The following is a 22,942-nucleotide window of genomic DNA, read 5'->3' on the forward strand; positions in this document are numbered from 1 at the left end:
ATTCCTGTTGGTACATTTCGGCGATTGCTGCCGTGCCAAGCCTTGTCAGGCAAGCGGCGGCGGTTTCGCCCTGATATCGTGCGCCGCGGATCTTCGCCACGACGCGGCTGAAGCCGCGCGGGGCGTCATAGCCCGGCCTGTAGCCGGCAGGAAGCGCCTTTGCCGTCGCGTTCACGACAAGTCCGGCTCCATTTTCGCCGCCGACAATTGTGAGCGCTGCCGGGCCGGGATTGGCGCAGCCCTTGGCGCAGCCCGACACGTGCAGCGTGAAATCCAGGATGTCGGCGTTTTTGGTGGCGATCGCCTCGGCGATGTCGCGGGTCGCGATCCGGCCGGAGGCGCAGGCCGGGGCGCCGGGGCAAGCCGCGATGCGCGTGCGCGGGTCGGTGGGAGAGGTGACGAAGCCGAGGGTGGCGGCGGTATCTTGAAGGGATTGATTGGCTTCCGTCGGCTGGCCGAGGAAAAGTAAGGCGCGGCCAGGGGCGAGGCGGATCTCTGACGTGCCGAGGGCAAGAGCTTTTTGCGCGAGGCCGATGATCTTGTCCGCCGGCATGCTGCCGTAGGGGAGGCCGATGCCGAAGGCGAAAATGTCGCCGGCTAAGGAGAAAAGGCCGATAGGCTTGCGCGAGGCGCCCCCCTCTGTCCTGCCGGACATCTCCCCCTCTAGGGGGGAGATTGCGATGTCACCGACGATTTCGCCAATCTCCGGTGTTGTTAAGGAAAAGCTAGCGTTGAAGCCGCCGATCTCCCCCCCTGAGGGGGAGATGTCCGGCAGGACAGAGCGGGGGGCGACAGAATGCCAACCTGCGAGTGACCTTAGCTGCCTCTCCGATAAATCGCGTGCATGGGCCTCGCGTCCTTTTTCCGCGATCATCCTCAAAGCCGCGACAGCAATGTCGCGCGCCGCATCTTCGCCAGCCGTCGCAAGTCGCTTCTCACTTTGGCTGTCACCGGCAACTGATATGGCCCAAAGGGTGCCAGCGCTGACCCCAACCGCCTTCAACCTGACATCGACTGTCACCGCATCCAGAGTCAGCTGCCCGCCGCCGTCGACGACCACCGAAACCTTCGGCCCGAGCCTTGTTGCCAGCCCGGCTTCTTCAACAGCCACCCGAATGCGCTCAGCCATCGGCCGGGGATCCGCAATCTCGTGTGGGTCGATACCCGCCAGCGGGCCGGTCTCGACCGGCACGCCGGTGCGCACCGCGATGCCCAGCGCATCGACCTCCGCCGCCAGCAACGCGGCACTTTCCGTTGTCAGCCCACGTATCTGCAAGCTCCCACGCGCTGTCACTTCCATGATGCCGTTGCCATGCCGCAACGCGGATTCGCCCAGCCCGATCAAGAGCTTCGGCGACAATCCTCCGGAAGATGGGCTTCCGGCGACCGGGTTGAGCCGCACCAGCAGGCCGTCGCCTGTCTGCATCGGCGCCGACAAAGCAGGGCAGGCGCCACGGCGCGAGAAGGCGTTCATGCCGTGACCCCGAGCGCGTTGGCCTCGGCGATCAGCGCGGCGAGATCGTCGTCGATGGAATTGCGCAAGGGATGCCAGAGGCCACGCCGGCGCGCCGACAAGAAGCGCTCGGCAATGACTTTGGCGGCTGCGGGATTTTCGCGCAGGATGAAGGCGCGGACGTCCGCGTCGCCAAGATAGGCATCGTGCACAGCCTCGATCAGCGAGCCTGAAATGGCATGGGTGGTCTCGGCGAAGCCGACCAGCCGGTCGACGGTTTCGGCGAATTCCGAGGCGCCGCGCGGGCCGTGGCGCATCTGGCCCGATATGAAACGTGAATTGACCGCACGGGCGCGCACCACGCGCGAGACCGCCTCGGCGACCGATCGCGGTTTTGGCCTCTGCGGATCCGTGGTGTCGAGCACGATGATGTCGGCGTTCCTGCCAAGTGTGGCCAAGGCGGCCGAGAAGCCGCCGATGAAGGCGACGTCGGCGGAGCCTTCGAGAATGTCGCGGCCGGGGTCGTCGCCGGTGTGGACGAGAAGATCGGCCTCGGCGATGCGGTCTTCAAACGCTCCAGGTGCCGAGACGCCTTCGCCGCCGGCACCGCCATAGGCATGCGAGGTCGCGTCGAGATAGGCGCGGCCGATCTCTTCGCGCGCCGTCCAGTCGCCGCTCGACAGCACGTCCTCGACGCCGGCGCCGTACGTGCCGGGCGAAGTGCCGAAGATCCGTGGGCTGACCTTGCCGTCGGCGCGGGTTTTGGCGGCGAGCGGGTTTTCCGAATCGTCCTCGTCGCGCGCGGCAACGGCCTTGGCGGCGGCGTCGATCAGCGCGATCTGGGTCGGGAACATGTCGCGGAACAGACCTGATATACGCCAGGTGACGTCGACACGTGGGCGGCCGAGCGCCGCCGGGGGCAATACCTCGATGCTGGTGATGCGGCCGGTGGCAGTGTCCCATTGCGGTCGGCAGCCCATCAAGGCCAGGCCCTGCGCGATCTCCTCGCCGCCGGTGCGCAGCGAGGCCGAACCCCAGAGATCGATCACCAGCGAACGCGGCCAGTCGCCATGCGACTGCATGTAGCCGCGCACCACTTCTTCCGCTGCGGCTTTGCCAAGATCATAGGCGGTCGGCGTCGGCATGGTGCGCGGATCCGAGGTGAACAGGTTGCGGCCGGTGGGCAAAACATCGGAACGACCGCGCGCGGGTGCGCCGGCCGGGCCCGCCTTGACGTGACGGCCATCGAGCGCGGCGAGCAGGGAGGCCTTCTCGGTGTCCGCGCTTTGCCGGCGCCTGGAGTCTGGTTCGTCGTTTGGAACGCGGCCGTAGATGTGCAGCCCATCCTTGATGGCGAAATCCTTGAGGTCGCAGAGCCAGGCGTCGATGCGGCGCAGCGCTTCGTCGGGCGCGTCGGTCTTGGCGACGCCGGCTTCCGAGGCAAGGCCGGTCTTTTGCGCGGTTTCGACAATCAGCCTGGCGAGCCGGTCGCGGCGACGGCGGTCGAGCCCGTCGGCCTGGGCGTATTCGTCGACCAGCCGCTCGAGCTTGTGCTGGTCCTCGTCCAGCCCGGCGCCTGCCAGCGGCGGCGGCAAATGGCCAAGCGTGACGGCGGCAATGCGCCGTTTGGCCTGCGCTGCTTCGCCTGGGTTGGAAACGATGAACGGATAGATGACGGGTAATGCGCCGGTGACGATCTCGGGAAAGCAGGTTTGCGACAGCGCGACGGTTTTGCCGGGCAGCCATTCCAGCGTGCCGTGGGCGCCGACATGGACGAGAGCGTGGACGCCGAGCGATTTGCGCAGCCACAGGCCAAAGGCGATCAGGGCATGGCGCGGGGGGAGGGTCGGGTCGTGATAGTCGGCGCGGCGATCGGCCGAGCGGCCCCGGTCGGGGGCGAGGGCCACGGTGACATTGCCGAAGGTGGCGGCGCGGAAGGGGAAGCTGGCGGCTGGCGCTTGAGCGCCCCCCTCTGTCCTGCCGGACATCTCCCCCTCTAGGGGGGAGATTGGTAGTTCGCAGGCCGACGTTCCTTCTGCAATGTTGGAAGTTGGCGAAAGCCGCGACGAAAGTTCGATCTCCCCACTAGAGGGGGAGATGTCCGGCAGGACAGAGGGGGGCGCCTCGCGCAAACCTGTCCCCTCTGCCTTTCCCCAAGCGGCTTCTACCGCGGCGATTGCTGCGAGCGGCAACTCCTTCGAGAAGCTCAAATACTCCTGCAGGGCCAATCCGTCGTTGCTATGCTCCAGCAAATCCAGCAATTCACGCGGCGTTTGCGGAATCCCGTCAACGGCATAGCCCTGTTCGCTCAAGTCGTGCAGCATGGCCAGCACGCTGGACGGCACGTCCAGCCCGACCGCATAGCCGGTGCGGCCAGGGGCGCTGGGATAATCGGGAATGAGGATCGCGAGCTTGCGCTCCTCCCGTCTTGTCTCCCGCAGCCGGATGAAAGCCGCGACTCGACCCGCCACTTGCTCCAGCCGATCCGGTTCCGGCCGGTTCGCCAACGCACGATGGCCAAGCGCCGGATCGATATCGCTCTCGGCCTTGAAGGAAATGGCGCCGGCGAGGATGCGGCCGTCGAGTTCGGGCAGCACGACATGCATGGCAAGGTCGGCGGGCGCCAGGCCGCGCTGGTTGTTTTCCCAGATGTCACGGCGCGTGGTGGCGACGATGACCTGGAAGACGGGCGCGCCGGCGCGGTCGAACAGGGTTTCGACGCCGGGCTCGGCGCCGGAAGCGAACGCGGTCGCGGTGACGATCGCGGCGGGTTTCAGCGATGCGATGGCATTTTCGACGAACGCCAGCGACACCGGATCCTTCAGACTGGAAACGAAGATCGGGACCGGTGCCAATCCCCTGGAGCGCAAAGCCTCGGCCAGCGCATCGATCGGGGCGACATCGGCGGCAAGCAGCATCGATCGGTAGAAGAGAATCGGGATAATGGGAGTGCCGCTATTGGAACCGGCCGGCTCCTCCGCGACCCCCAATCCAGCCTGATAGTAACCGGCCTTCGGCACGCTCACCGGGTTGGCGACGGGCGCATCCTGTCCAGCCAGGCCTGCCAGCCTGTGCACCAGCGCGCCCATATTGGCTGGGCCACCCTCGCGGAAATAGCCGAGCAGGCCGTCCAGTTCGGCGCGCGGCAGCGTCGACGCTTCGACCAGCCTGAGATCCTCGTCGTGGCTTTCGCCGGGAAGCAGCGCCAGTTTGATGCCGCGTTCGCGGGCAATCACCGCCAGTTGGTCGCAGCCATAGCGCCACCAGTCGTAGCCGCCGAGGATGCGCACCAGGATGATTTTGGCGTGGCGGGCGACGCTGTCTATCCAGAGGTCGACGGACATGGGATGGCGCAGGTCGCGCAGTGCGGCCAGCCGCATCGAGGGCAGGCGACCGGCATCGGCCTTCCACGCCGCGGCCAGTCCGGCGAGATCGCTGTCGGTGAAGGACAGGGCCACGATATCCGCCGGCGCCTGCCTGAGGTCGACGGGCTCGGCGAGATCGTCGAGCGAGGCGGAGGTCGTGGTGAGGATGTGCATCGCGGCCCGGGCCTGAAAATCAGCCGGCGAGGATACGTTCGATCGCCGGGCGGTTCAGCCCCTTGAGGCCAATGACGACGAGGCGCGAGCGGCGGTCGTCCCCGGCGGTCCAGGCGCGGTCGTAGTAATGATTGACGCGCGGGCCGACGGCCTGCAGCAGGAGCCGCATCGGTTTGCCGCCGACCTCGACGAAGCCTTTCACGCGCAGCACGTTTTCCTGTTCGGCGGCCGCGGCGACGCGCTTTGCCAGCTCGTCGGGATTGGCGATCGAGGGAATGTCGACGATGAACGTGTCGAAGTCGTCATGCTCGTGATCGAATGCGCCGTCATGGTGGGACTTGCGGTTCTCGATGTCGTCCTCGACGGCGAGACCGAGCCCGAGCAGCACCGAGGGATCGACCTTGCCATGAGACGTCGGCACGATCTTCACGGCGCGGGCGGAGTGTTCGTTGATAATGGCGTTGGCGCGGGCTGAACCGGCGGCATCCATCAGGTCGCTCTTCGACAGGATGATCAGGTCGGCGCAGGCAATCTGGTCCTCGAACACTTCCTCGACCGGATCGTCATGGTCGAGGCTCTCGTCCTGCGCGCGCTGCGCCTGCAGGGCGTCCATGTCATTGGCGACGCGGCCTTCCGCCAGTGCGGGACCGTCGACCACGGCGATGACGCCATCGACCGTTACGCGGCTCTTCACCGTCGGCCACTGGAAAGCCTGGACCAGCGGTTTGGGCAGAGCGAGGCCCGAGGTTTCGATCAGGATATGGTCGACCTTCGGCGTCAGCGACAGGATCTTGTCGAGCGCCGGCACAAAATCGTCGGCCACGGTGCAGCAGATACAGCCATTGGCCAGTTCGACGATGTTTTCCTCTGGGCAGGTGTCGATGCCGCATCCCTTGAGGATCTCGCCGTCGATGCCGATGTCGCCGAACTCGTTGACGATGATGGCGATCCGCTTGCCGCCGGCATTTTCCAGGAGATGGCGGACCAGTGTCGTCTTGCCGGCGCCGAGGAAGCCGGTGACGACGGTGCAGGGAACGCGGGACAGAGATGTTGTCATGATCAGTCTTTCAGCATGTCGAGGGGAGGGATGCGGGCAACGAGGCCGCGCTTGAGGCTATCGGGCCTGCCCCGCCAGGGAATGAGGCCGTCGCTCGAGGTGGCGAAGAGTTTCGCGCCGGTGACGAGATCGGCGCCGCTGGTCGTGGTTAGATCGCCGAACACATAGCTCCAGCAGCCGTCGCGCAGGACCGCGGCGCTCAGCCGGCGCTTGCAATTGCCGAGGCATTCGACCGTGCGGATGCGAATGTTCTCGCCCGAGGCGGCTTGGCGCGTATCTTCGGCCAAAAGTTCGCCGGCCCGGGGATGGGCATCGGAGCCGGTCTCGTCGCGACAGGAAGCGCAGACGATGACCGTGATGCCGGCCAGGGGATGATCCCCGCCGGACGAAATGTCGGTTGTTTCAGCCGAAAAACTGCTGTCGCGATCCACATCAGGCTCCTTGCCCGGAAAACCCGCCAGGCGATCGGATTCTTGCATTCCAGACGGCAGGTCTCCTGGCTCGCGGGTCATCGCCTTGGGTAGCCGCCTTCCCGGGACAATCCCAGTGGCTTTCGGCCTTGGCTCTTCGCTCACAGTTGCGGGGACAGCCGCGGATTTGGGATCTTCAATCCCGCACCGCATTCCCTCTTGGCTCCTCCCTTTGCCGAGAGGAGACCGTCTGGATGGGATTTAGGCTCTTGCGGGCAGCGGTGTCAACGCGAGCTTACGACACCGCGATGTCGGACAGCGCCGGGCCGAGATCGCCGGCAGGCGTTATTTCCATGCGCTCGAGGCCAAGCCAGCCCTGCATCTGCTTCAATTCCTCGAAGAGTTGAGCCGCAGTCTCCGCCGGTGCGTTGGCCTGCGCATAGGCCGCATGGACACGCAGGACACTGGCCGGCCGGTCAGCCTTGAGGTCGACGCGCGCCACGATCCTGTCGCCGAGCAGGAAAGGCAGGACATAGTAGCCGTATTGGCGCTTGTCGGCCGGCGTGTAGATTTCGATGCGGTAATGGAAGTCGAACAGCCGCTCCGAGCGCGAACGCTCGAAGACGACCGGATCGAACGGCGCCAGCAGAGCGCGGGCCTCGATCTTGCGCGGGATACGGGCGTCCTTGTGAAGGTAAGCCGGCTTGTCCCAGCCCTCGACACGGACCGGCAGCAAGTCGCCGAGTTCGACCAGTTCCTCCAGCCGGCCTTTCATGTCGGCCGGCGAGAGCCGAAAATAATCGCGCAGGTCGCCTGATGTCGCCACGCCATGGGCACGGGCGGAAATGCGCAGCAATTCGCGGTGCGCGTCCTCAGGTGTCGGTACCGGCAGATCGAGGATCGCCTGCGGCAGCACGCGCTCCGGCAGGTCGTAAAAGCGCTCGAAGCCGCGCCGGTGCGCGGTGGTGATGCGCCCGGCCCAGAACAGCCATTCGAAGGCGTGCTTGGCATGGCTCCAACCCCACCAGCCACCGGAGCCTTTCTGGCCTTCGAGCGCCGAAGCGGCGATCGGCCCGCGCGCGACGACCTCGCGGTAGATCTCTTCTATATAGGCGGCGTGCTCGCGGCCCCATTTGGCCAGCCCCAGATACATTTCATCGCCTTGCTCGGCGCGCTGCATGCGCCAGCGCATCAGTGGGTAGGTCCCGACCGGCAGGAACGAGGCTTCATGCGCCCAATATTCGAAGACGGTGCGCTTGCGCGTTACGGCGGCGTTGTCGAGCAAAGCGAGGGGATAGGGGCCGAGACGCGAATAGAGCGGCATGTAATGAGCGCGCACCACCGCACTGACGGAATCGATCTGCAACAGGCCGGTGCGGGACAGAACGCGGGCGAAATGGCGGCGGTCCGGCGTGCCGGCGGGGCGGGGATCGAGAAATCCCTGGGCGGCGAGGGCGATGCGCCGGGCGGCGGCAAGCGAGATCTTTTCCTTCATGCGTATGCGTCCCTGATGGACCTGTCTGGCGTCATTGCCCGGCGTGATTCCCGTCCATGCTAGCAGGGTTTTGGCGGCAACCCTGTCAGGAGATAAAAGTGGAGTAAAAAGCGAAGGAAATCAAACAGGAGCGGATGGGACCAGTTTCTCCCGGAATGCCGTCCAGCTCGGTGTTTTGAACAAGGTTTGACTTGCTTCGCTGGAAGTGCTGCGCTAACCCTCGCCGCGTTGCAGCATAGGCCCCTTAAAACGGTTCAGCGGTTAATCTGTCACGCTTCCGCATTAAGGTTCGGTGCTGTAGTCAAAGTGGATTGGCGCCAACGGAAAGCCGCTGCATGAACGCACTTCTCAGTTCGTACCTGCCCATCGTCCTGTTTATCGGCGTGGCACTGGTCGTCGGCCTGGCGCTGCTGGCGGCTCCGTTCCTGGTGGCGTATCGCAACCCCGATCCCGAAAAGCTTTCCGCCTACGAGTGCGGTTTCAACTCGTTCGACGATGCCCGCATGAAATTCGACATCCGCTTCTACCTGGTGTCGATCCTGTTCATTATATTCGACCTGGAAGTTGCCTTCCTCTTCCCCTGGGCAGTGTCCTTCTCGAAGATCGGCATGCTCGGTTTCTGGTCAATGATGGTGTTTTTGGCAGTGCTGACCATCGGCTTTGCCTATGAATGGAAAAAAGGAGCGCTGGAATGGGATTGAACGACAGTTCAGGCACCCTCGTCGCGCCGAAGCCCAAAGGTATTATCGACCCCAACACCGGCAGGCCGGTAGGGGAGGACGATCCCTTCTTCCTCGAAATCAACAATGAGCTTGCCGACAAGGGTTTTCTGGTCACCTCGACCGAGGCGCTGATCACCTGGGCGCGCAGCGGCTCGCTGATGTTCATGACCTTCGGTCTGGCTTGCTGCGCGGTCGAGATGATCCACACCTCGATGCCGCGCTACGATTCGGAGCGGTTCGGTGTCGCGCCGCGCGCGTCTCCGCGCCAGTCCGACATCATGATCGTCGCCGGCACGCTGACCAACAAGATGGCACCGGCGCTGCGCAAGGTCTACGACCAGATGCCGGAGCCGCGCTACGTCATCTCGATGGGCTCCTGCGCCAATGGCGGCGGCTACTATCACTATTCCTATTCGGTGGTGCGTGGCTGCGACCGGGTTGTGCCGGTCGACATCTATGTGCCCGGCTGCCCGCCGAGCGCCGAAGCCCTGCTCTACGGCATTCTTCTGCTGCAGAAGAAGATCCGCCGCACCGGCACGATCGAACGGTAAATCCATGGCCGCCTCCTTAAGCGAACTGTCGACCTATCTCGGCGAGAAGCTGCCTGGCCGCTTCGGCCATGCGGTATTCGCCTATGGCGAGCTCACCGTTCACGTCGAGCCTCAAAACCTGATCGAGGTGATGACCTTCCTGCGCGACGATGCGCGCTGCCAGTTCATCTCGATCATCGATGTCTGCGGTGCCGACTACCCGTCGCGGGCCAAGCGCTTCGACGTCGTCTATCACCTGCTTTCGCCGAAGCAGAATGTGCGCATTCGCATCAAGGTGCAGACCGACGAGGAGACGATGGTGCCTTCGATCACCGGCGTCTATCCTGGCGCCGACTGGTTCGAGCGCGAAACCTACGATCTCTATGGCGTGCTGTTTTCGGGCCACCCGGACCTGCGCCGCCTGCTGACGGACTACGGTTTCGAAGGCCATCCGCTGCGCAAGGATTTCCCGCTGACCGGTTTCGTCGAAGTGCGTTACGACGACGAAGCCAAGCGCGTCATCTACGAGCCGGTGGAACTGAAGCAGGAATTCAGGAACTTTGACTTTTTGAGCCCCTGGGAGGGAACCGACTATGTCCTGCCCGGCGACGAAAAAGCGAAACAGTGAGTAGGGAAGTAGTGAGTAGTCAGTAGGAGAAAAGTTGGAGCGACGGATCGAATCTTATCGCGACTTGAAGGTGTGGCAATCAGCGATGACGCTCGCTGAAGACTGTTACCGCCACACTAAGGACTTCCCGAAAGAAGAGATCTACGGCATGACCTCTCAGATGCGCCGATCGGCGGTTTCGATCGCAGCGAATGTCGCGGAGGGATACGGTCGGGAAAACAGAGGTTCGTTCGTTCAATTTTTGCGCATGGCGCAAGGTTCGTTGAAGGAACTGGAAACGCACATACTACCTGGCATGCCGGGTCGGCTTGCTGCGAAAAGACAATGAGATTGAACTGCTGCTGCGATGCGAAGAGATTGGAAAAATGATGAGATCTCTTATCCGAACGGTGCAGGCCAAGCAGGCGGAATGAAGCAGGCATTGAGATTGATGATCACTACTCACTACTCACTACTGACTCTTCGCCAGAGGCGCCAGAATGGCTGAAACCTCCGTCCGCAACTTTAACATCAACTTCGGACCTCAACACCCTGCGGCGCACGGCGTTTTGCGCCTCGTGCTGGAGTTGGACGGCGAAGTCGTCGACCGCGTCGATCCGCATATCGGGCTCTTGCATCGCGGTACGGAGAAGCTGATCGAGGCAAAAACCTATCTGCAGGCGCTGCCTTATCTCGACCGGCTCGATTATTGCGCGCCGATGAACCAGGAGCACGCCTTCGCGCTCGCCGCCGAGCGCCTGCTCGGTATCGAGGTGCCGCGGCGCGGCCAGCTGATCCGCGTGCTTTACTGCGAAATCGGCCGCATCATGTCGCACATCCTCAATGTGACGACGCAAGCCATGGACGTCGGCGCGCTGACGCCGCCGCTGTGGGGCTTCGTCGAGCGCGAGAAGCTGATGGTGTTCTATGAACGCGCCTCGGGCTCGCGCATGCATGCGGCCTATTTCCGGCCCGGCGGCGTCCACCAGGACCTGCCGCGGCAGCTGGTCGAGGACATCGGCAAGTGGATCGACCCGTTCCTGAAATCGCTCGACGATCTCGACAGGCTGCTCACCGGCAACCGCATCTTCAAGCAGCGCAATGTCGACATCGGCATCGTCTCGCTGGAAGATGCCTGGGCCTGGGGCTTTTCGGGCGTCATGGTCCGTGGTTCGGGCTCGCCGTGGGACCTGCGCAAGTCGCAGCCCTATGAATGCTATTCGGAAATGGATTTCGACATCCCTGTCGGCAAGAATGGCGACTGTTTCGACCGCTACCTCGTGCGCATGGAAGAAATGCGCCAGTCGGCACGGATCATGCGCCAGTGTGTCGATCTTCTGCTCGGCAAGGAAAGCACCGGCCCGGTGTCGAACCTTGACGGCAAGGTGGTGCCGCCCAAGCGCCAGGCGATGAAGCGTTCGATGGAAGCGCTCATCCATCACTTCAAGCTCTATACCGAGGGCTACCGCGTGCCGGCCGGCGAAGTCTATGCGGCGGTCGAGGCGCCAAAGGGCGAGTTCGGCGTCTACCTAGTCTCCGACGGCACCAACAAGCCCTACCGCTGCAAGCTGCGCGCACCCGGTTTCGCGCATCTGCAAGCCATGGATTTCCTCTGCCGCGGCCACATGCTGGCCGACGTCACCGCCGTCCTCGGCTCCCTCGACATCGTGTTTGGTGAGGTCGATCGCTAAATGTCAGTCCGCCGTCTCGCAGAAGCCAGCGTCCAGCCAGCCTCCTTCGCCTTCAACCGGGCGAATGCGGCAGCGGCGAAGCAATGGATCAAGAAGTATCCCAAGGGCCGCGAGCAGTCGGCGATCATTCCCCTGCTGATGATAGCGCAGGAGCAGGAGGGCTGGGTCACCAAGGCGGCGATCGAGACCATCTCCGACATGCTCGGCATGCCGCGTATCCGCGGCCTCGAGGTCGCGACCTTCTATACGCAGTACCAGTTGAACCCCGTCGGCACCCGTGCGCACATCCAGGTTTGCGGCACCACGCCCTGCATGCTGCGCGGCTCGGAAGCGCTGATGGATGTGTGCCGCTCGAAGATCCATCACGACCAATTCCACACCAACGACAAGGGCACCTTGTCGTGGGAAGAGGTCGAGTGCCTCGGCGCCTGCGTCAACGCGCCGATGGTCATGGTGTTCAAGGATACGTTCGAGGATCTGACACCGGAACGGCTGGCTGAAATCATCGATCTCTACGATGCGGGCAAGGGCGCCTCGGTGACGCCGGGACCGCAGAACGGCCGCACCGGCTCGGAGCCGGTCTCCGGCCTGACCACGTTGAAGAGCGAAAAGGCGATCCTCAAGTCGACTCGCGACCGTGAAGCCCGGGAAGCGGCCAAGGCCGCGAAGGCAGCGCCCGACGCGATCATCGCTGCGCCGGTGCCGGCACCGGCCGCCCCAGCTGCGCCGGGTCCGGTTGCTCCGTCGAAATCCAGCAGGCCGAAGACCGCCGCGCCAGAGACCAACCCGACGTTGAAGACGCCGTCGCCGGCCAAGGTCGCGCCGGTCACCGAGAACGCGGCCAGCGTTGCGCCACCCCTCCACTCGGCCGCCAACGCCAACAAGGCCGCTCCTGAAGTCGAGGCGACTCCAAAACAACGCAATGGGCCGAAGAACCGGGCCGAACCGGGCAGCGCCTTCAAGGCGCCAGAGACCAAGCAGCCTGCCGCCAAGCCGACCAAGAAGCCGGTCTGAGGGACGAAAAATGCTTCAGGACAAAGACCGCATCTTTACCAACATATACGGCCTCTTCGACAAGTCGCTGGCCGGCGCCATGGCGCGCGGCGCCTGGGACAACACGCCCGGCATCGTCGCCAAGGGGCGTGAGTGGATCGTCAACGAGATGAAGGCGTCGGGACTGCGCGGACGCGGCGGCGCCGGCTTCCCGACCGGGCTGAAATGGTCGTTCATGCCCAAGCAGAGCGACGGCCGGCCAAGCTATCTCGTCATCAACGCCGACGAATCCGAGCCCGGCACCTGCAAGGACCGCGACATCCTGCGCAACGATCCGCACACGCTGGTCGAGGGCGCGTTCCTGGCCGGCTTCGCCATGGGCGCGATTGCCGCCTACATCTATGTGCGCGGCGAGTTCATCCGCGAGCGCGAGGCGCTGCAGCGGGCGATCGAGGAGGCCTACGAGGCCAAGCTGATCGGCAAGAACAACACGTCGGGCTACGATTTTGAAATCTACATGCATCACGGCGCCGGCGCTTATATTTGCGGCGAGGAAACGGCGCTGTTGGAAAGCCTCGAAGGCAAGAAGGGCCAGCCCCGGCTGAAGCCCCCATTCCCGGCCAATGTCGGCCTCTATGGCTGCCCGACCACTGTCAACAATGTCGAATCGATCGCGGTGGCGCCGACCATCCTGCGCCGGGGGGCTGCCTGGTTCTCGTCCTTCGGCCGGCCCAACAATGTCGGCACCAAGCTGTTCTGCGTTTCCGGCCACGTCAACAATCCGTGCACTGTCGAAGAGGCGATGTCGATCCCGTTCCGCGAGCTGATCGAAACCCATTGCGGCGGCATCCGCGGCGGCTGGGACAATCTGCTCGCCGTCATTCCGGGCGGCGCCTCGGTGCCACTGGTGCCGGCGGAGCAGATCATCGATACGCCGATGGATTTCGACGCGCTGCGCGATCTCAAGTCCGGCCTCGGCACGGCCGCCGTCATCGTCATGGACAAGTCGACCGATGTCGTGAAGGCGATCGCGCGGCTTTCCTACTTCTACAAGCATGAAAGCTGCGGCCAGTGCACGCCGTGCCGCGAGGGCACCGGCTGGATGTGGCGGGTGATGGAGCGGCTGGTGCGCGGCGAGGCTCAGAAGCGCGAGATCGACATGCTGCTCGACGTCACCAAGCAGGTCGAAGGCCACACGATCTGCGCGCTGGGCGATGCGGCGGCATGGCCGATCCAGGGCCTGATGCGGCATTTCCGCGGCGAGGTGGAGCGGCGCATCGACGAGTTTGCGCGCAACGCGCACCGGGCCGAACCGGTGATGGTGGCGGCGGAATAACAAGAAACTTTTGAACGCGGGAAGAAACGGGGCGGGGCGAACGAAGAAACGACCAGGAGAACTCTATGGCGCCGTATTCGACACCCTACCCATTGATGCCCAATTTGGACCAGATCGAGAAGATGAACCAGGACCTGACCAGGATGATGCCGAAGGAGATGGCCAGCGCCGTCAACCTTTTCGCGCACCCTGTCGCGGGTGCGGCGGCGATGTCGGCGCTTGGCATGGGGCTCGCCAATCATGCGTTCGGCGTCTGGATGGGCGCGCTTTCGGGGGCCGCCGAGGCATCACAACGCCTCATGCAGCCGCTGATCGAGGATTTCGAGGCACGCGTCGAGCAATTCGAGGATGCGAACTCGTCGTCCATCAGGGCGCGGGCGACCGCGAAGACGATGATTGCCGAGGCGCAGTCCTTCGCCCAGGAAGTCACCGATATCGCAGCCAGGGAAGCCGCCACCACCGCGCCGGCCGCCAATGCCGCTCCGGCAACAAGCGAGGCAGCGGATGTGCTGCTGCCGGAAGATTTCAGGCAGCCCAAGGCCATGGAGAAGCCGACGAGGCCGTCCGACCTCAAGGCGATATCGGGCATCGGCCCGAAGCTGGAAAAAGTGCTGAACGGCCTCGGTATCTGGACGTTTGCCCAGATCGCCGCATGGTCGCCGCAAGAGATTGCCTGGGTCGACGATTATCTGTCGTTCAAGGGCCGCATCGGCCGTGACGACTGGACTGCCCAGGCGGCGGCGCTGGCCGCGAAGAAGTGAATGAAATCTCGGGCGCTGCGTCTGTCGCGCCCGGAAAATGAGATTGCGGAAAATCCGCAGGGGTTTGAGGCGAATGGCAAAGCTCAAGGTCGACGGGAAAGAAATCACTGTACCCGACCATTACACGCTGCTGCAGGCGGCCGAGGACGCGGGCGCGGAAGTGCCGCGCTTCTGCTTCCATGAGCGGCTGTCGATCGCCGGCAATTGCCGCATGTGCCTGATCGAGGTGAAGGGCGGACCGCCCAAGCCGCAGGCCTCCTGCGCCATGGGCGTGCGCGACCTGCGCCCCGGCCCGAACGGCGAGCCGCCGGAAATCTTCACCAACACGCCGATGGTCAAGAAGGCCCGGGAAGGCGTGATGGAATTCCTGCTGATCAATCATCCGCTGGACTGCCCGATCTGCGACCAGGGCGGCGAGTGCGACCTGCAGGACCAGGCGATGGCCTTCGGCGTCGATTCCTCGCGCTACCACGAGAACAAGCGCGCGGTGGAAGACAAGTATATCGGCCCGCTGGTCAAGACAGTGATGAACCGCTGCATCCACTGCACGCGCTGCGTCCGCTTCACCACCGAAGTTGCCGGCATTTCCGAACTCGGCCTGATCGGCCGCGGCGAGGATGCCGAGATCACCACCTATCTCGAACAGGCAATGACCTCGGAGTTGCAGGGCAACGTGATCGATCTCTGCCCGGTCGGCGCGCTGACCTCCAAGCCCTTCGCCTTCCAGGCGCGGCCGTGGGAGCTGACCAAGACCGAATCCATCGACGTGATGGATGCCGTCGGCTCGGCGATCCGCGTCGATAGCCGTGGGCGCGAAGTGATGCGCATCCTGCCGCGCGTCAACGAAGCCGTGAACGAGGAATGGATTTCCGACAAGACCCGCTTCATCTGGGACGGCCTGCGCACGCAGCGCCTCGATCGCCCCTATGTGCGCAAGGACGGCAGGCTGGTTCCGGCGAGCTGGGCCGAAGCGTTCGCGGCGATCAAGGGCGCGGTTTCGGCGGCGGCCCCCGACAAGATCGGCGCCATCGCGGGCGATCTCGCGGCGGTCGAGGAAATCTATGCGCTGAAGCTCCTGATGGCCTCGCTCGGTTCGAAGAACACCGATTGCCGCCAGGACGGCGCGGCGCTCGATCCGGCACTCGGACGCGCCAGCTATATCTTCAACCCGACCATCGAAGGCATCGAGCAGGCCGACGCGGTGCTGATCATCGGGGCCAATCCGCGCTTCGAGGCCTCGGTGCTCAACGCCCGCATCCGCAAGCGCTGGCGCCTCGGCAATCTGCCGGTCGGTGTCATCGGCGATGTCGGCGACACGCGCTATGACTACGAACAGCTGGGCGCCGGGCCGGATTCGCTGAAGGATCTGGCGGACGGCAACGGCAAGTTCTTCCAGACGCTGAAGAAGGCGACGCATCCCCTTATTATCGTCGGTCAGGGCGCTCTGGCGCGCGCCGATGGCGCGGCCGTGCTCGGCCAAGCGGCCAGGCTCGCCGCCGCCGTGAATGCCGCACGCGCCGACTGGAACGGCTTTGCCGTGCTGCACACCGCAGCGGCGCGCGTCGGCGGCCTGGACCTCGGCTTCGTGCCGGGCGAGGGCGGCAAGAACGTCGCCGGCATGCTGGGCGAGACGGATGTCCTGTTCCTGCTCGGCGCCGACGAGATCGATATGAGCAAGACCGGCGGCGCCTTCGTCGTCTATGTCGGCACGCACGGCGACGCCGGCGCGCATCGCGCCAATGTCATCCTGCCGGCGGCTGCCTATACCGAAAAGTCCGGCACCTACGTCAACACCGAAGGGCGCGTGCAGCAGACCAACCGCGCCGGCTTCGCGCCGGGCGACGCGCGCGAGGATTGGGCCATCTTGCGGGCGCTGTCCGACGTATTGGGCAAGAAACTGCCGTTCGATTCGCTGCCGCAGCTGCGCGCAAAGCTCTATGGCGAATACCCGCATCTGGCTCGCATCGACCAGGTCGCGGCCGGCAATGCCGAGGATATCGCCGGCGTGGCGAAGCTCGGCGGGCGGTTGAACAAGGGAACCTTCACCTCGCCGGTCAAGGATTTCTACCTGACCAACCCGATCGCGCGCGCATCGGCCGTGATGGCGGAATGCTCGGCACTGGCCAAGAGCGGCTTCAAGCAGGCGGCGGAATAAGCATGGACACCTTCTTCTCCTTCTACGTGCTGCCCGCGCTGCTGATCCTCTTGAAGTCGGTCGTGCTGATCGTGGTGCTGCTGATCTTCGTCGCCTACATTCTCTATGCCGACCGCAAGATCTGGGCGGCCGTGCAGCTTCGCCGTGGCCCCAACGTCGTCGGCCCCTGGGGCACGCTGCAGGCCTTCGCCGACCTGCTGAAATTCGTCTTCAAGGAACCGGTCATCCCGTCGGGCGCCAACAAGGGCGTCTTCCTGCTGGCGCCACTTGTCTCCGCCGTGCTGGCGATCTCGGCCTGGGCCGTCATACCGGTCAGCCAGGGTTGGGCGATCGCCAACGTCAATGTCGGCATCCTCTATGTCTTCGCCATCTCCTCGCTCGAGGTCTATGGCGTGATCATGGGCGGCTGGGCGTCCAACTCGAAATATCCTTTCCTTGGCGCGTTGCGTTCGGCGGCGCAGATGGTGTCATACGAAGTTTCGATCGGCTTCGTCATCGTCACCGTGCTGCTCACCGCCGGCTCGCTCAACCTCAGCGATATCGTGCTGTCGCAGCAGGGTGGGCTTGGTACGCGGCTCGGCCTGCCCAACACGTTCCTCGACTGGAACTGGCTGGCGCTGTTCCCGATGTTCGTCATCTTCTTCATCTCGGCGTTGGCGGAGACCAACCGTCCGCCCTTCGATCTGGTCGAAGCCGAATCGGAGCTGGTCGCCGGCCACATGGTCGAATATTCGTCGACGCCGTTCCTTTTGTTCTTCCTCGGCGAGTATGTCGCGATCGTGCTGATGTGCGCGCTGGCCACCATCCTGTTCCTCGGCGGCTGGCTGCCTCCCTTCGACTTCGCGCCCTTCACCTGGGTGCCCGGCGTGATCTGGTTCGTGCTGAAGGTCTGTTTCGTGTTCTTCGGCATCTCGATGGTGAAGGCCTTCGTGCCGCGCTACCGCTACGACCAGCTGATGCGGCTGGGCTGGAAAGTGTTCCTGCCGATCTCGCTATTCATGGTGGTCGCCACCGCCGCCTTCCTCAAGATCACGGGGTTTGCGTGATGTCCGCTTTGTCCCAGGCCGCAAAATCGCTGCTGCTGCAGGATTTCGTCAGCGCCTTCTTCCTGTCGATGCGCCAGTTCTTCGCGCCGAAGGAGACGATCAACTATCCGCACGAGAAGGGGCCGATCAGCCCGCGCTTTCGCGGCGAGCATGCGTTGCGCCGCTATCCCAATGGCGAGGAACGCTGCATCGCCTGCAAATTGTGCGAGGCGATCTGCCCGGCGCAGGCGATCACCATCGAGGCCGGCCCTCGCCGCAATGACGGCACGCGCCGCACGGTGCGTTACGATATCGACATGGTGAAGTGCATCTATTGCGGCTTCTGCCAGGAAGCCTGCCCGGTCGACGCCATCGTCGAGGGGCCGAATTTCGAATTCGCGACGGAAACGCGCGAGGAACTCTACTACGACAAGGACAGGCTGCTGGCGAATGGCGACCGGTGGGAGCGCGAACTGGCGCGCAACATCTCACTGGACTCGCCCTATCGCTGACATCTGACGCATGGACGGGGCGAGGGGCCTCGTCCAGGGGATGATCCCGAAAGTTGCGGACTTTTCGGACAAGATCATCCTCCGGAAGACAAAAGTGTCGCATGTTTCTTTTGATCAGGTATTTCAACCCGATCGGAACATGCGATAGGACACAACGAAACTTGCCGACCGGAGGCGGTCGCAAACATCAAACAGGACGAGCGTCCTGTTTGGACAGGAACCCGGGGGATCCCCAATGCTGAGTGGACTAGAGGCGGCCTTCTTCTACCTCTTCGCCTTTGTCGCCGTGGCGTCGGCGTTCATGGTCATTTCGTCGCGCAACCCCGTGCATTCGGTGCTGTTCCTGATCCTGACCTTCTTCAACGCCGCCGGCCTGTTCATGCTGACCGGCGCCGAGTTCCTGGCGATGATCCTGCTCGTCGTCTATGTCGGCGCGGTCCTGGTGCTGTTCCTGTTCGTCGTCATGATGCTCGACGTCGATTTCGCCGAATTGAAGAGCGGAGCCCTGCAATACGCGCCGATCGGCGCGCTGGTCGGGCTGATCCTGGCGGCGGAGCTGATCGTGGTGCTGGGCGGCTACACCTTCGCGCCGAAGCTCGCCTCGACAGTCGCAAAGCCCATCCCGGATCTCGCCGCGCGGTCGAACACGGCGGCGCTCGGCGACATCCTCTATACCGACTACCTCTACTACTTCCAGATTTCGGGCCTCATCCTGCTGGTCGCCATGATCGGCGCCATCGTCTTGACGCTGCGCCACAAGGAAGGGGTCAAGCGGCAGTCGATCGCAGCCCAGGTCGGCCGCACCGCGGCGACCGGCATGGAAATCCGCAAGGTCAAGTCGGGCGAAGGAGTCTGAGATGGTCGTCGGCATCGCACATTATCTGACCGTATCGGCGATCCTCTTCACGCTCGGCGTGTTCGGCATCTTCCTCAACCGCCGCAACATCATCGTCATCTTGATGTCGATCGAGCTGATCCTGCTGGCGGTCAACATCAATTTCGTCGCCTTTTCGGCGGCGCTCGGCGATCTGGTCGGCCAGGTGTTCGCGCTGTTCGTGCTGACCGTCGCGGCGGCTGAAGCCGCCATCGGGCTTGCCATTCTCGTTGTCTTCTTCCGCAACCGCGGCTCGATCGCGGTCGAAGACGTGAACATGATGAAGGGTTGACGGGGCGACTATGTATCAAGCGATCGTCTTCCTTCCGCTGCTCGGCTTCCTGATCGTCGGCCTGTTCGGCAATGCGCTCGGTGCCAAGGCATCCGAATACATCACCTCCGGCTTCCTGGTGATCGCGGCCGTGCTGTCATGGGTCGCCTTCTTTTCCGTCGGCTTCGGCCATGGCGAGGTGTTCACCGTGCCGGTGCTGCACTGGATCCAGTCCGGCGGGCTGGACGTCTCCTGGGCGCTCAGGATCGACACCTTGACGGTGGTGATGCTGGTGGTGGTCAACACCGTGTCGGCGCTGGTTCACATCTATTCGATCGGCTACATGCATCACGATCCGAACCGGCCGCGCTTCTTCGCCTATCTGTCGCTGTTCACCTTTGCCATGCTGATGCTGGTGACGGCCGACAACCTCGTGCAGATGTTCTTCGGCTGGGAAGGGGTCGGCCTGGCGTCCTACCTGCTGATCGGCTTCTGGTACAAGAAGCCGTCGGCCAATGCCGCGGCAATAAAGGCCTTCGTCGTCAACCGCGTCGGCGATTTCGGTTTTGCGCTCGGCATTTTCGGCGTGTTCGTGCTGTTCGGCTCGGTCAATCTTGGCACCATCTTCGCCAATGCGGCGACGTTCATCCCGGCCGAAGGCGCGCCGCAAGGTGCCGCCGTGCTCACCTTCCTCGGCCATGCGCTCGACAAGCAGGCGGCAATGACCGTCGTCTGCCTGCTGCTGTTCATGGGTGCCATGGGCAAGTCGGCGCAGGTGCCGCTGCACACCTGGCTGCCGGACGCCATGGAGGGCCCGACCCCGGTGTCGGCGCTGATCCATGCCGCCACCATGGTGACGGCCGGTGTGTTCATGCTGGCGCGGCTTTCGCCGCTGTTCGAATTGTCGCACTCGGCGCTGACGGTGGTCACCTTAATCGGCGCCTTCACCGCCTTCTTCGCGGCGACTGTCGGCCTGGTCCAGAACGACATCAAGCGCGTCATCGCCTATTCGACCTGCTCGCAGCTCGGCTACATGTTCGTGGCGCTTGGCGTCGGCGCCTATGGCGCGGCGATCTTCCATTTGTTCACGCACGCCTTCTTCAAGGCGCTGCTGTTCCTCGGTTCCGGCTCGGTCATCCACGCCGTCTCCGACGAGCAGGACATGCGCAAGATGGGTGGCCTGAGGCAGCTGATCCCGACCACCTATTGGATGATGGTGATCGGCACGCTGGCGCTGACCGGCGTCGGCATTCCGGTGACCGTCATCGGCACCGCCGGCTTCTTCTCCAAGGACGCCATCATCGAGGCCTCCTTCGCCGGCCACAATTCGGTCGCCGGCCTGGCTTTCATCCTGCTGGTCATCGCCGCCTGCTTCACCTCCTTCTATTCCTGGCGGCTGATCTTCATGACCTTCCATGGCAAGCCGCGGGCCAGCCACGAGGTGATGCACCACGTCCATGAATCGCCGCCGGTGATGCTGGTGCCGCTGTTCATCCTGGCGACTGGGGCGCTGTTTGCCGGTGTCATCTTCCACAATTCCTTTATCGGCGAAGGCTATGCCGAATTCTGGAAGGCCTCGCTGTTCACGCTGCCGGACAACCATATCCTGCACGAGATCCACGAATTGCCGCTGTGGGTGGAGCTCTCGCCCTTCATCGCCATGCTGATCGGTTTCGCTCTGGCCTGGAAGTTCTACATCCGCTCGCCGGAGATGCCGGTCAATCTGGCCGCCCAGCATCGCGGGCTTTACGCCTTCCTGCTCAACAAGTGGTATTTCGACGAGCTTTACGACTTCCTGTTCGTTCGCCCGGCCAAGCGTCTCGGTCACTTCCTGTGGAAGACCGGTGATGGGACCATCATCGATGGGCTCGGGCCTGACGGCATTTCGGCGCGCGTCGTCGACGTCACCAACCGCGTCGTCAAGCTGCAGACCGGCTATCTCTACCACTACGCCTTCGCCATGCTGATCGGCGTTGCCGCACTCGTCACCTGGATGATGCTCTGATGACCGCCTGGCCAATCCTCTCGCTGGTCACCTTCCTGCCTCTGGTTGGTGTGCTGCTGATCCTGTTCATCAACGATGACAGCGAAAACGCGCGCCGCAACATCCGCGCCATTGCGTTCATAACCACGGCCTTCACCTTCCTGGTGTCGCTGTTGATCTGGACCGGCTTCGACAATTCGCAGGCCGGGTTCCAGTTTGTCGAAAAGGTCGCCTGGCTCGATTCCGGCATTTCCTACCATATGGGCGTCGACGGCATTTCCATGCTGTTCGTCATCCTGACGACCTTCCTGATGCCGCTTTGCATCCTGGCGTCGTGGGAAGCGATCGAGAAGCGCGTCAAGGCCTACATGATCGCCTTCCTGCTTCTGGAAACGCTGATGATCGGCGTGTTCTGCGCGCTGGACATCGTGCTGTTCTACGTCTTCTTCGAAGCCGGCCTGATCCCGATGTTCATCATCATCGGCGTATGGGGCGGCAAGCGGCGCGTCTACGCCTCGTTCAAGTTCTTTCTCTATACGCTGGCCGGCTCGGTGCTGATGCTGCTCGCCATCATGGCGATGTTCTTCCAGTCCGGCACCACCGACATCCCGACGCTTCTGACGCACAGCTTCCCGGCCAACATGCAGACCTGGCTGTGGCTTGCCTTCTTCGCCTCCTTCGCGGTGAAGATGCCGATGTGGCCGGTGCACACTTGGCTGCCCGACGCCCACGTCGAGGCACCGACGGCGGGCTCGGTCATCCTGGCCGGCATCCTGCTGAAAATGGGCGGATACGGCTTCCTGCGCTTCTCCTTGCCGATGTTCCCGCTGGCCTCCGAAATGTTCGCACCGCTGGTGTTCACGCTGTCGGTCGTCGCCATCATCTACACCTCGCTGGTGGCGCTGATGCAGGAGGACATGAAGAAGCTGATCGCCTATTCGTCGGTCGCCCATATGGGCTTCGTCACCATGGGCATCTTTGCCATGAACCAGGAAGGCGTGCAGGGCGCTATCTTCCAGATGCTCAGCCACGGTCTGGTGTCGGGCGCGCTGTTCCTGTGCGTCGGAGTCATCTATGACCGCATGCACACCCGCGAGATCGCCGCCTATGGCGGTCTCGTCAACAACATGCCGAAATACGCGACCGTGTTCCTGATCTTCACCATGGCCAATGTCGGCCTGCCGGGCACGTCAGGTTTCGTCGGCGAGTTCCTGACCATGCTTGGTGTGTTCCGGGTCAACACCTGGGTGGCGTTCTTCGCCGCCACCGGCGTCATTCTGTCGGCGGCCTATGCGCTTTGGCTCTACCGCCGGGTGATTTTCGGCGCGCTGACCAAGGACAGCCTGAAGGGGCTGCTCGACCTGTCGACCCGCGAGAAGGCGATCATCTATCCGCTGGTCGTGCTGGTCATCTTCTTCGGCGTCTATCCCGCACCCGTCTTCGACGCGACGGCCCAGTCGGTCAAGTCGCTCGTCACCAATGTCACCGCATCCATCGGCGCCGCGCAGACCGCGGCGGCGAACTGAC

At 63.7% G+C, this 22,942-nt stretch carries 18 protein-coding genes, 2 pseudogenes and 1 riboswitch; of the genes and pseudogenes, 15 read left to right on the plus strand and 5 right to left on the minus strand.

The genetic code is table 11. From position 1 onward, the window contains the following. Nucleotide 1: 1 nt before the first annotated feature. The 5 genes and pseudogenes from cobG to FJ950_RS05975 form a co-directional block, all read right to left on the minus strand. Nucleotides 2–1,474: pseudogene (cobG, locus tag FJ950_RS05955) on the minus strand (precorrin-3B synthase); the annotation flags it as partial. After that, the gene (locus FJ950_RS05960; protein WP_140615807.1) at nt 1,471–4,992 is read right to left on the minus strand and encodes a cobaltochelatase subunit CobN; all 3,522 of its coding nucleotides are present in this window, start codon (nt 4,990–4,992) and stop codon (nt 1,471–1,473) included. The pseudogene cobG and the gene FJ950_RS05960, both read right to left, overlap by 4 nt. A 19-nt stretch (nt 4,993–5,011) precedes the next feature. Next, on the minus strand, nt 5,012–6,049 hold the full coding sequence (gene cobW, locus FJ950_RS05965; protein ID WP_140615809.1) for a cobalamin biosynthesis protein CobW: 1,038 nt from the start codon (nt 6,047–6,049) through the stop codon (nt 5,012–5,014). A 2-nt stretch (nt 6,050–6,051) separates the two neighbouring features. Then, complete coding sequence (locus FJ950_RS05970; protein ID WP_140616490.1) at nt 6,052–6,480, minus strand: DUF1636 family protein; 429 nt, start codon at nt 6,478–6,480, stop codon at nt 6,052–6,054. A 37-nt stretch (nt 6,481–6,517) separates the two neighbouring features. Beyond that, nucleotides 6,518–6,725, minus strand: a riboswitch (cobalamin riboswitch). 29 nt (nt 6,726–6,754) lie between these two features. Next, nucleotides 6,755–7,954, minus strand: a complete 1,200-nt coding sequence (locus FJ950_RS05975) for a winged helix-turn-helix domain-containing protein (protein ID WP_140615811.1) — start codon at nt 7,952–7,954, stop codon at nt 6,755–6,757. A 335-nt stretch (nt 7,955–8,289) separates the two neighbouring features. Between FJ950_RS05975 and FJ950_RS05980 the strand changes: the two genes are divergently transcribed. From FJ950_RS05980 to FJ950_RS06050, 15 genes and pseudogenes are all read left to right on the plus strand, one after another. After that, a complete protein-coding gene (locus tag FJ950_RS05980; protein WP_010910112.1) occupies nt 8,290–8,655 on the plus strand; it encodes an NADH-quinone oxidoreductase subunit A in 366 nt (121 codons plus the stop codon). Next, nucleotides 8,646–9,227 carry an NADH-quinone oxidoreductase subunit B gene (locus FJ950_RS05985; RefSeq protein WP_015317338.1) on the plus strand — a complete coding sequence of 194 codons (582 nt, stop codon included), beginning with the start codon at nt 8,646–8,648 and terminating at the stop codon, nt 9,225–9,227. The genes FJ950_RS05980 and FJ950_RS05985 overlap by 10 nt, the downstream gene beginning before the upstream one ends. 4 nt (nt 9,228–9,231) lie before the next feature. Continuing rightward, entirely contained in the window at nt 9,232–9,834 is a 603-nt protein-coding gene (locus FJ950_RS05990) for an NADH-quinone oxidoreductase subunit C (RefSeq protein WP_140615813.1), read from the plus strand. 85 nt (nt 9,835–9,919) lie between these two features. Beyond that, a pseudogene (locus FJ950_RS05995) lies at nt 9,920–10,247 on the plus strand (four helix bundle protein). 66 nt (nt 10,248–10,313) lie between these two features. Further along, a complete protein-coding gene (locus FJ950_RS06000) occupies nt 10,314–11,504 on the plus strand; it encodes an NADH-quinone oxidoreductase subunit D (protein WP_140615815.1) in 1,191 nt (396 codons plus the stop codon). After that, the gene (gene nuoE, locus FJ950_RS06005) at nt 11,505–12,518 is read left to right on the plus strand and encodes an NADH-quinone oxidoreductase subunit NuoE (RefSeq protein WP_140615817.1); all 1,014 of its coding nucleotides are present in this window, start codon (nt 11,505–11,507) and stop codon (nt 12,516–12,518) included. Between the two features lie 10 nt (nt 12,519–12,528). Continuing rightward, nucleotides 12,529–13,833 carry an NADH-quinone oxidoreductase subunit NuoF gene (gene nuoF, locus FJ950_RS06010; protein WP_140615819.1) on the plus strand — a complete coding sequence of 435 codons (1,305 nt, stop codon included), beginning with the start codon at nt 12,529–12,531 and terminating at the stop codon, nt 13,831–13,833. Nucleotides 13,834–13,898: 65 nt separating this feature from the next. Then, entirely contained in the window at nt 13,899–14,594 is a 696-nt protein-coding gene (locus FJ950_RS06015) for an NADH-ubiquinone dehydrogenase (RefSeq protein ID WP_140615821.1), read from the plus strand. Nucleotides 14,595–14,667: 73 nt separating this feature from the next. After that, a complete protein-coding gene (gene nuoG / locus FJ950_RS06020) occupies nt 14,668–16,749 on the plus strand; it encodes an NADH-quinone oxidoreductase subunit NuoG (RefSeq protein WP_140615823.1) in 2,082 nt (693 codons plus the stop codon). Nucleotides 16,750–16,751: 2 nt separating this feature from the next. After that, nucleotides 16,752–17,795 carry an NADH-quinone oxidoreductase subunit NuoH gene (nuoH, locus tag FJ950_RS06025; protein WP_015317345.1) on the plus strand — a complete coding sequence of 348 codons (1,044 nt, stop codon included), beginning with the start codon at nt 16,752–16,754 and terminating at the stop codon, nt 17,793–17,795. After that, on the plus strand, nt 17,795–18,286 hold the full coding sequence (gene nuoI / locus FJ950_RS06030) for an NADH-quinone oxidoreductase subunit NuoI (RefSeq protein WP_015317346.1): 492 nt from the start codon (nt 17,795–17,797) through the stop codon (nt 18,284–18,286). The genes nuoH and nuoI overlap by 1 nt, the downstream gene beginning before the upstream one ends. A 235-nt stretch (nt 18,287–18,521) precedes the next feature. Next, nucleotides 18,522–19,142 carry an NADH-quinone oxidoreductase subunit J gene (locus tag FJ950_RS06035; protein WP_015317347.1) on the plus strand — a complete coding sequence of 207 codons (621 nt, stop codon included), beginning with the start codon at nt 18,522–18,524 and terminating at the stop codon, nt 19,140–19,142. Nucleotide 19,143: 1 nt separating this feature from the next. Further along, on the plus strand, nt 19,144–19,452 hold the full coding sequence (nuoK, locus tag FJ950_RS06040; RefSeq protein WP_023798863.1) for an NADH-quinone oxidoreductase subunit NuoK: 309 nt from the start codon (nt 19,144–19,146) through the stop codon (nt 19,450–19,452). Nucleotides 19,453–19,462: 10 nt separating this feature from the next. Further along, nucleotides 19,463–21,436, plus strand: coding sequence for an NADH-quinone oxidoreductase subunit L (nuoL, locus tag FJ950_RS06045; protein WP_140615825.1), 1,974 nt, complete (start codon nt 19,463–19,465; stop codon nt 21,434–21,436). Beyond that, nucleotides 21,436–22,941, plus strand: coding sequence for an NADH-quinone oxidoreductase subunit M (locus FJ950_RS06050; RefSeq protein ID WP_140615827.1), 1,506 nt, complete (start codon nt 21,436–21,438; stop codon nt 22,939–22,941). Before nuoL ends, FJ950_RS06050 begins: the two co-directional genes overlap by 1 nt. Nucleotide 22,942 lies beyond the last annotated feature (1 nt).

Source organism: Mesorhizobium sp. B2-3-14 (assembly GCF_006442175.1).
GTDB classification, from domain to species: Bacteria; Pseudomonadota; Alphaproteobacteria; order Rhizobiales; family Rhizobiaceae; genus Mesorhizobium; species Mesorhizobium australicum.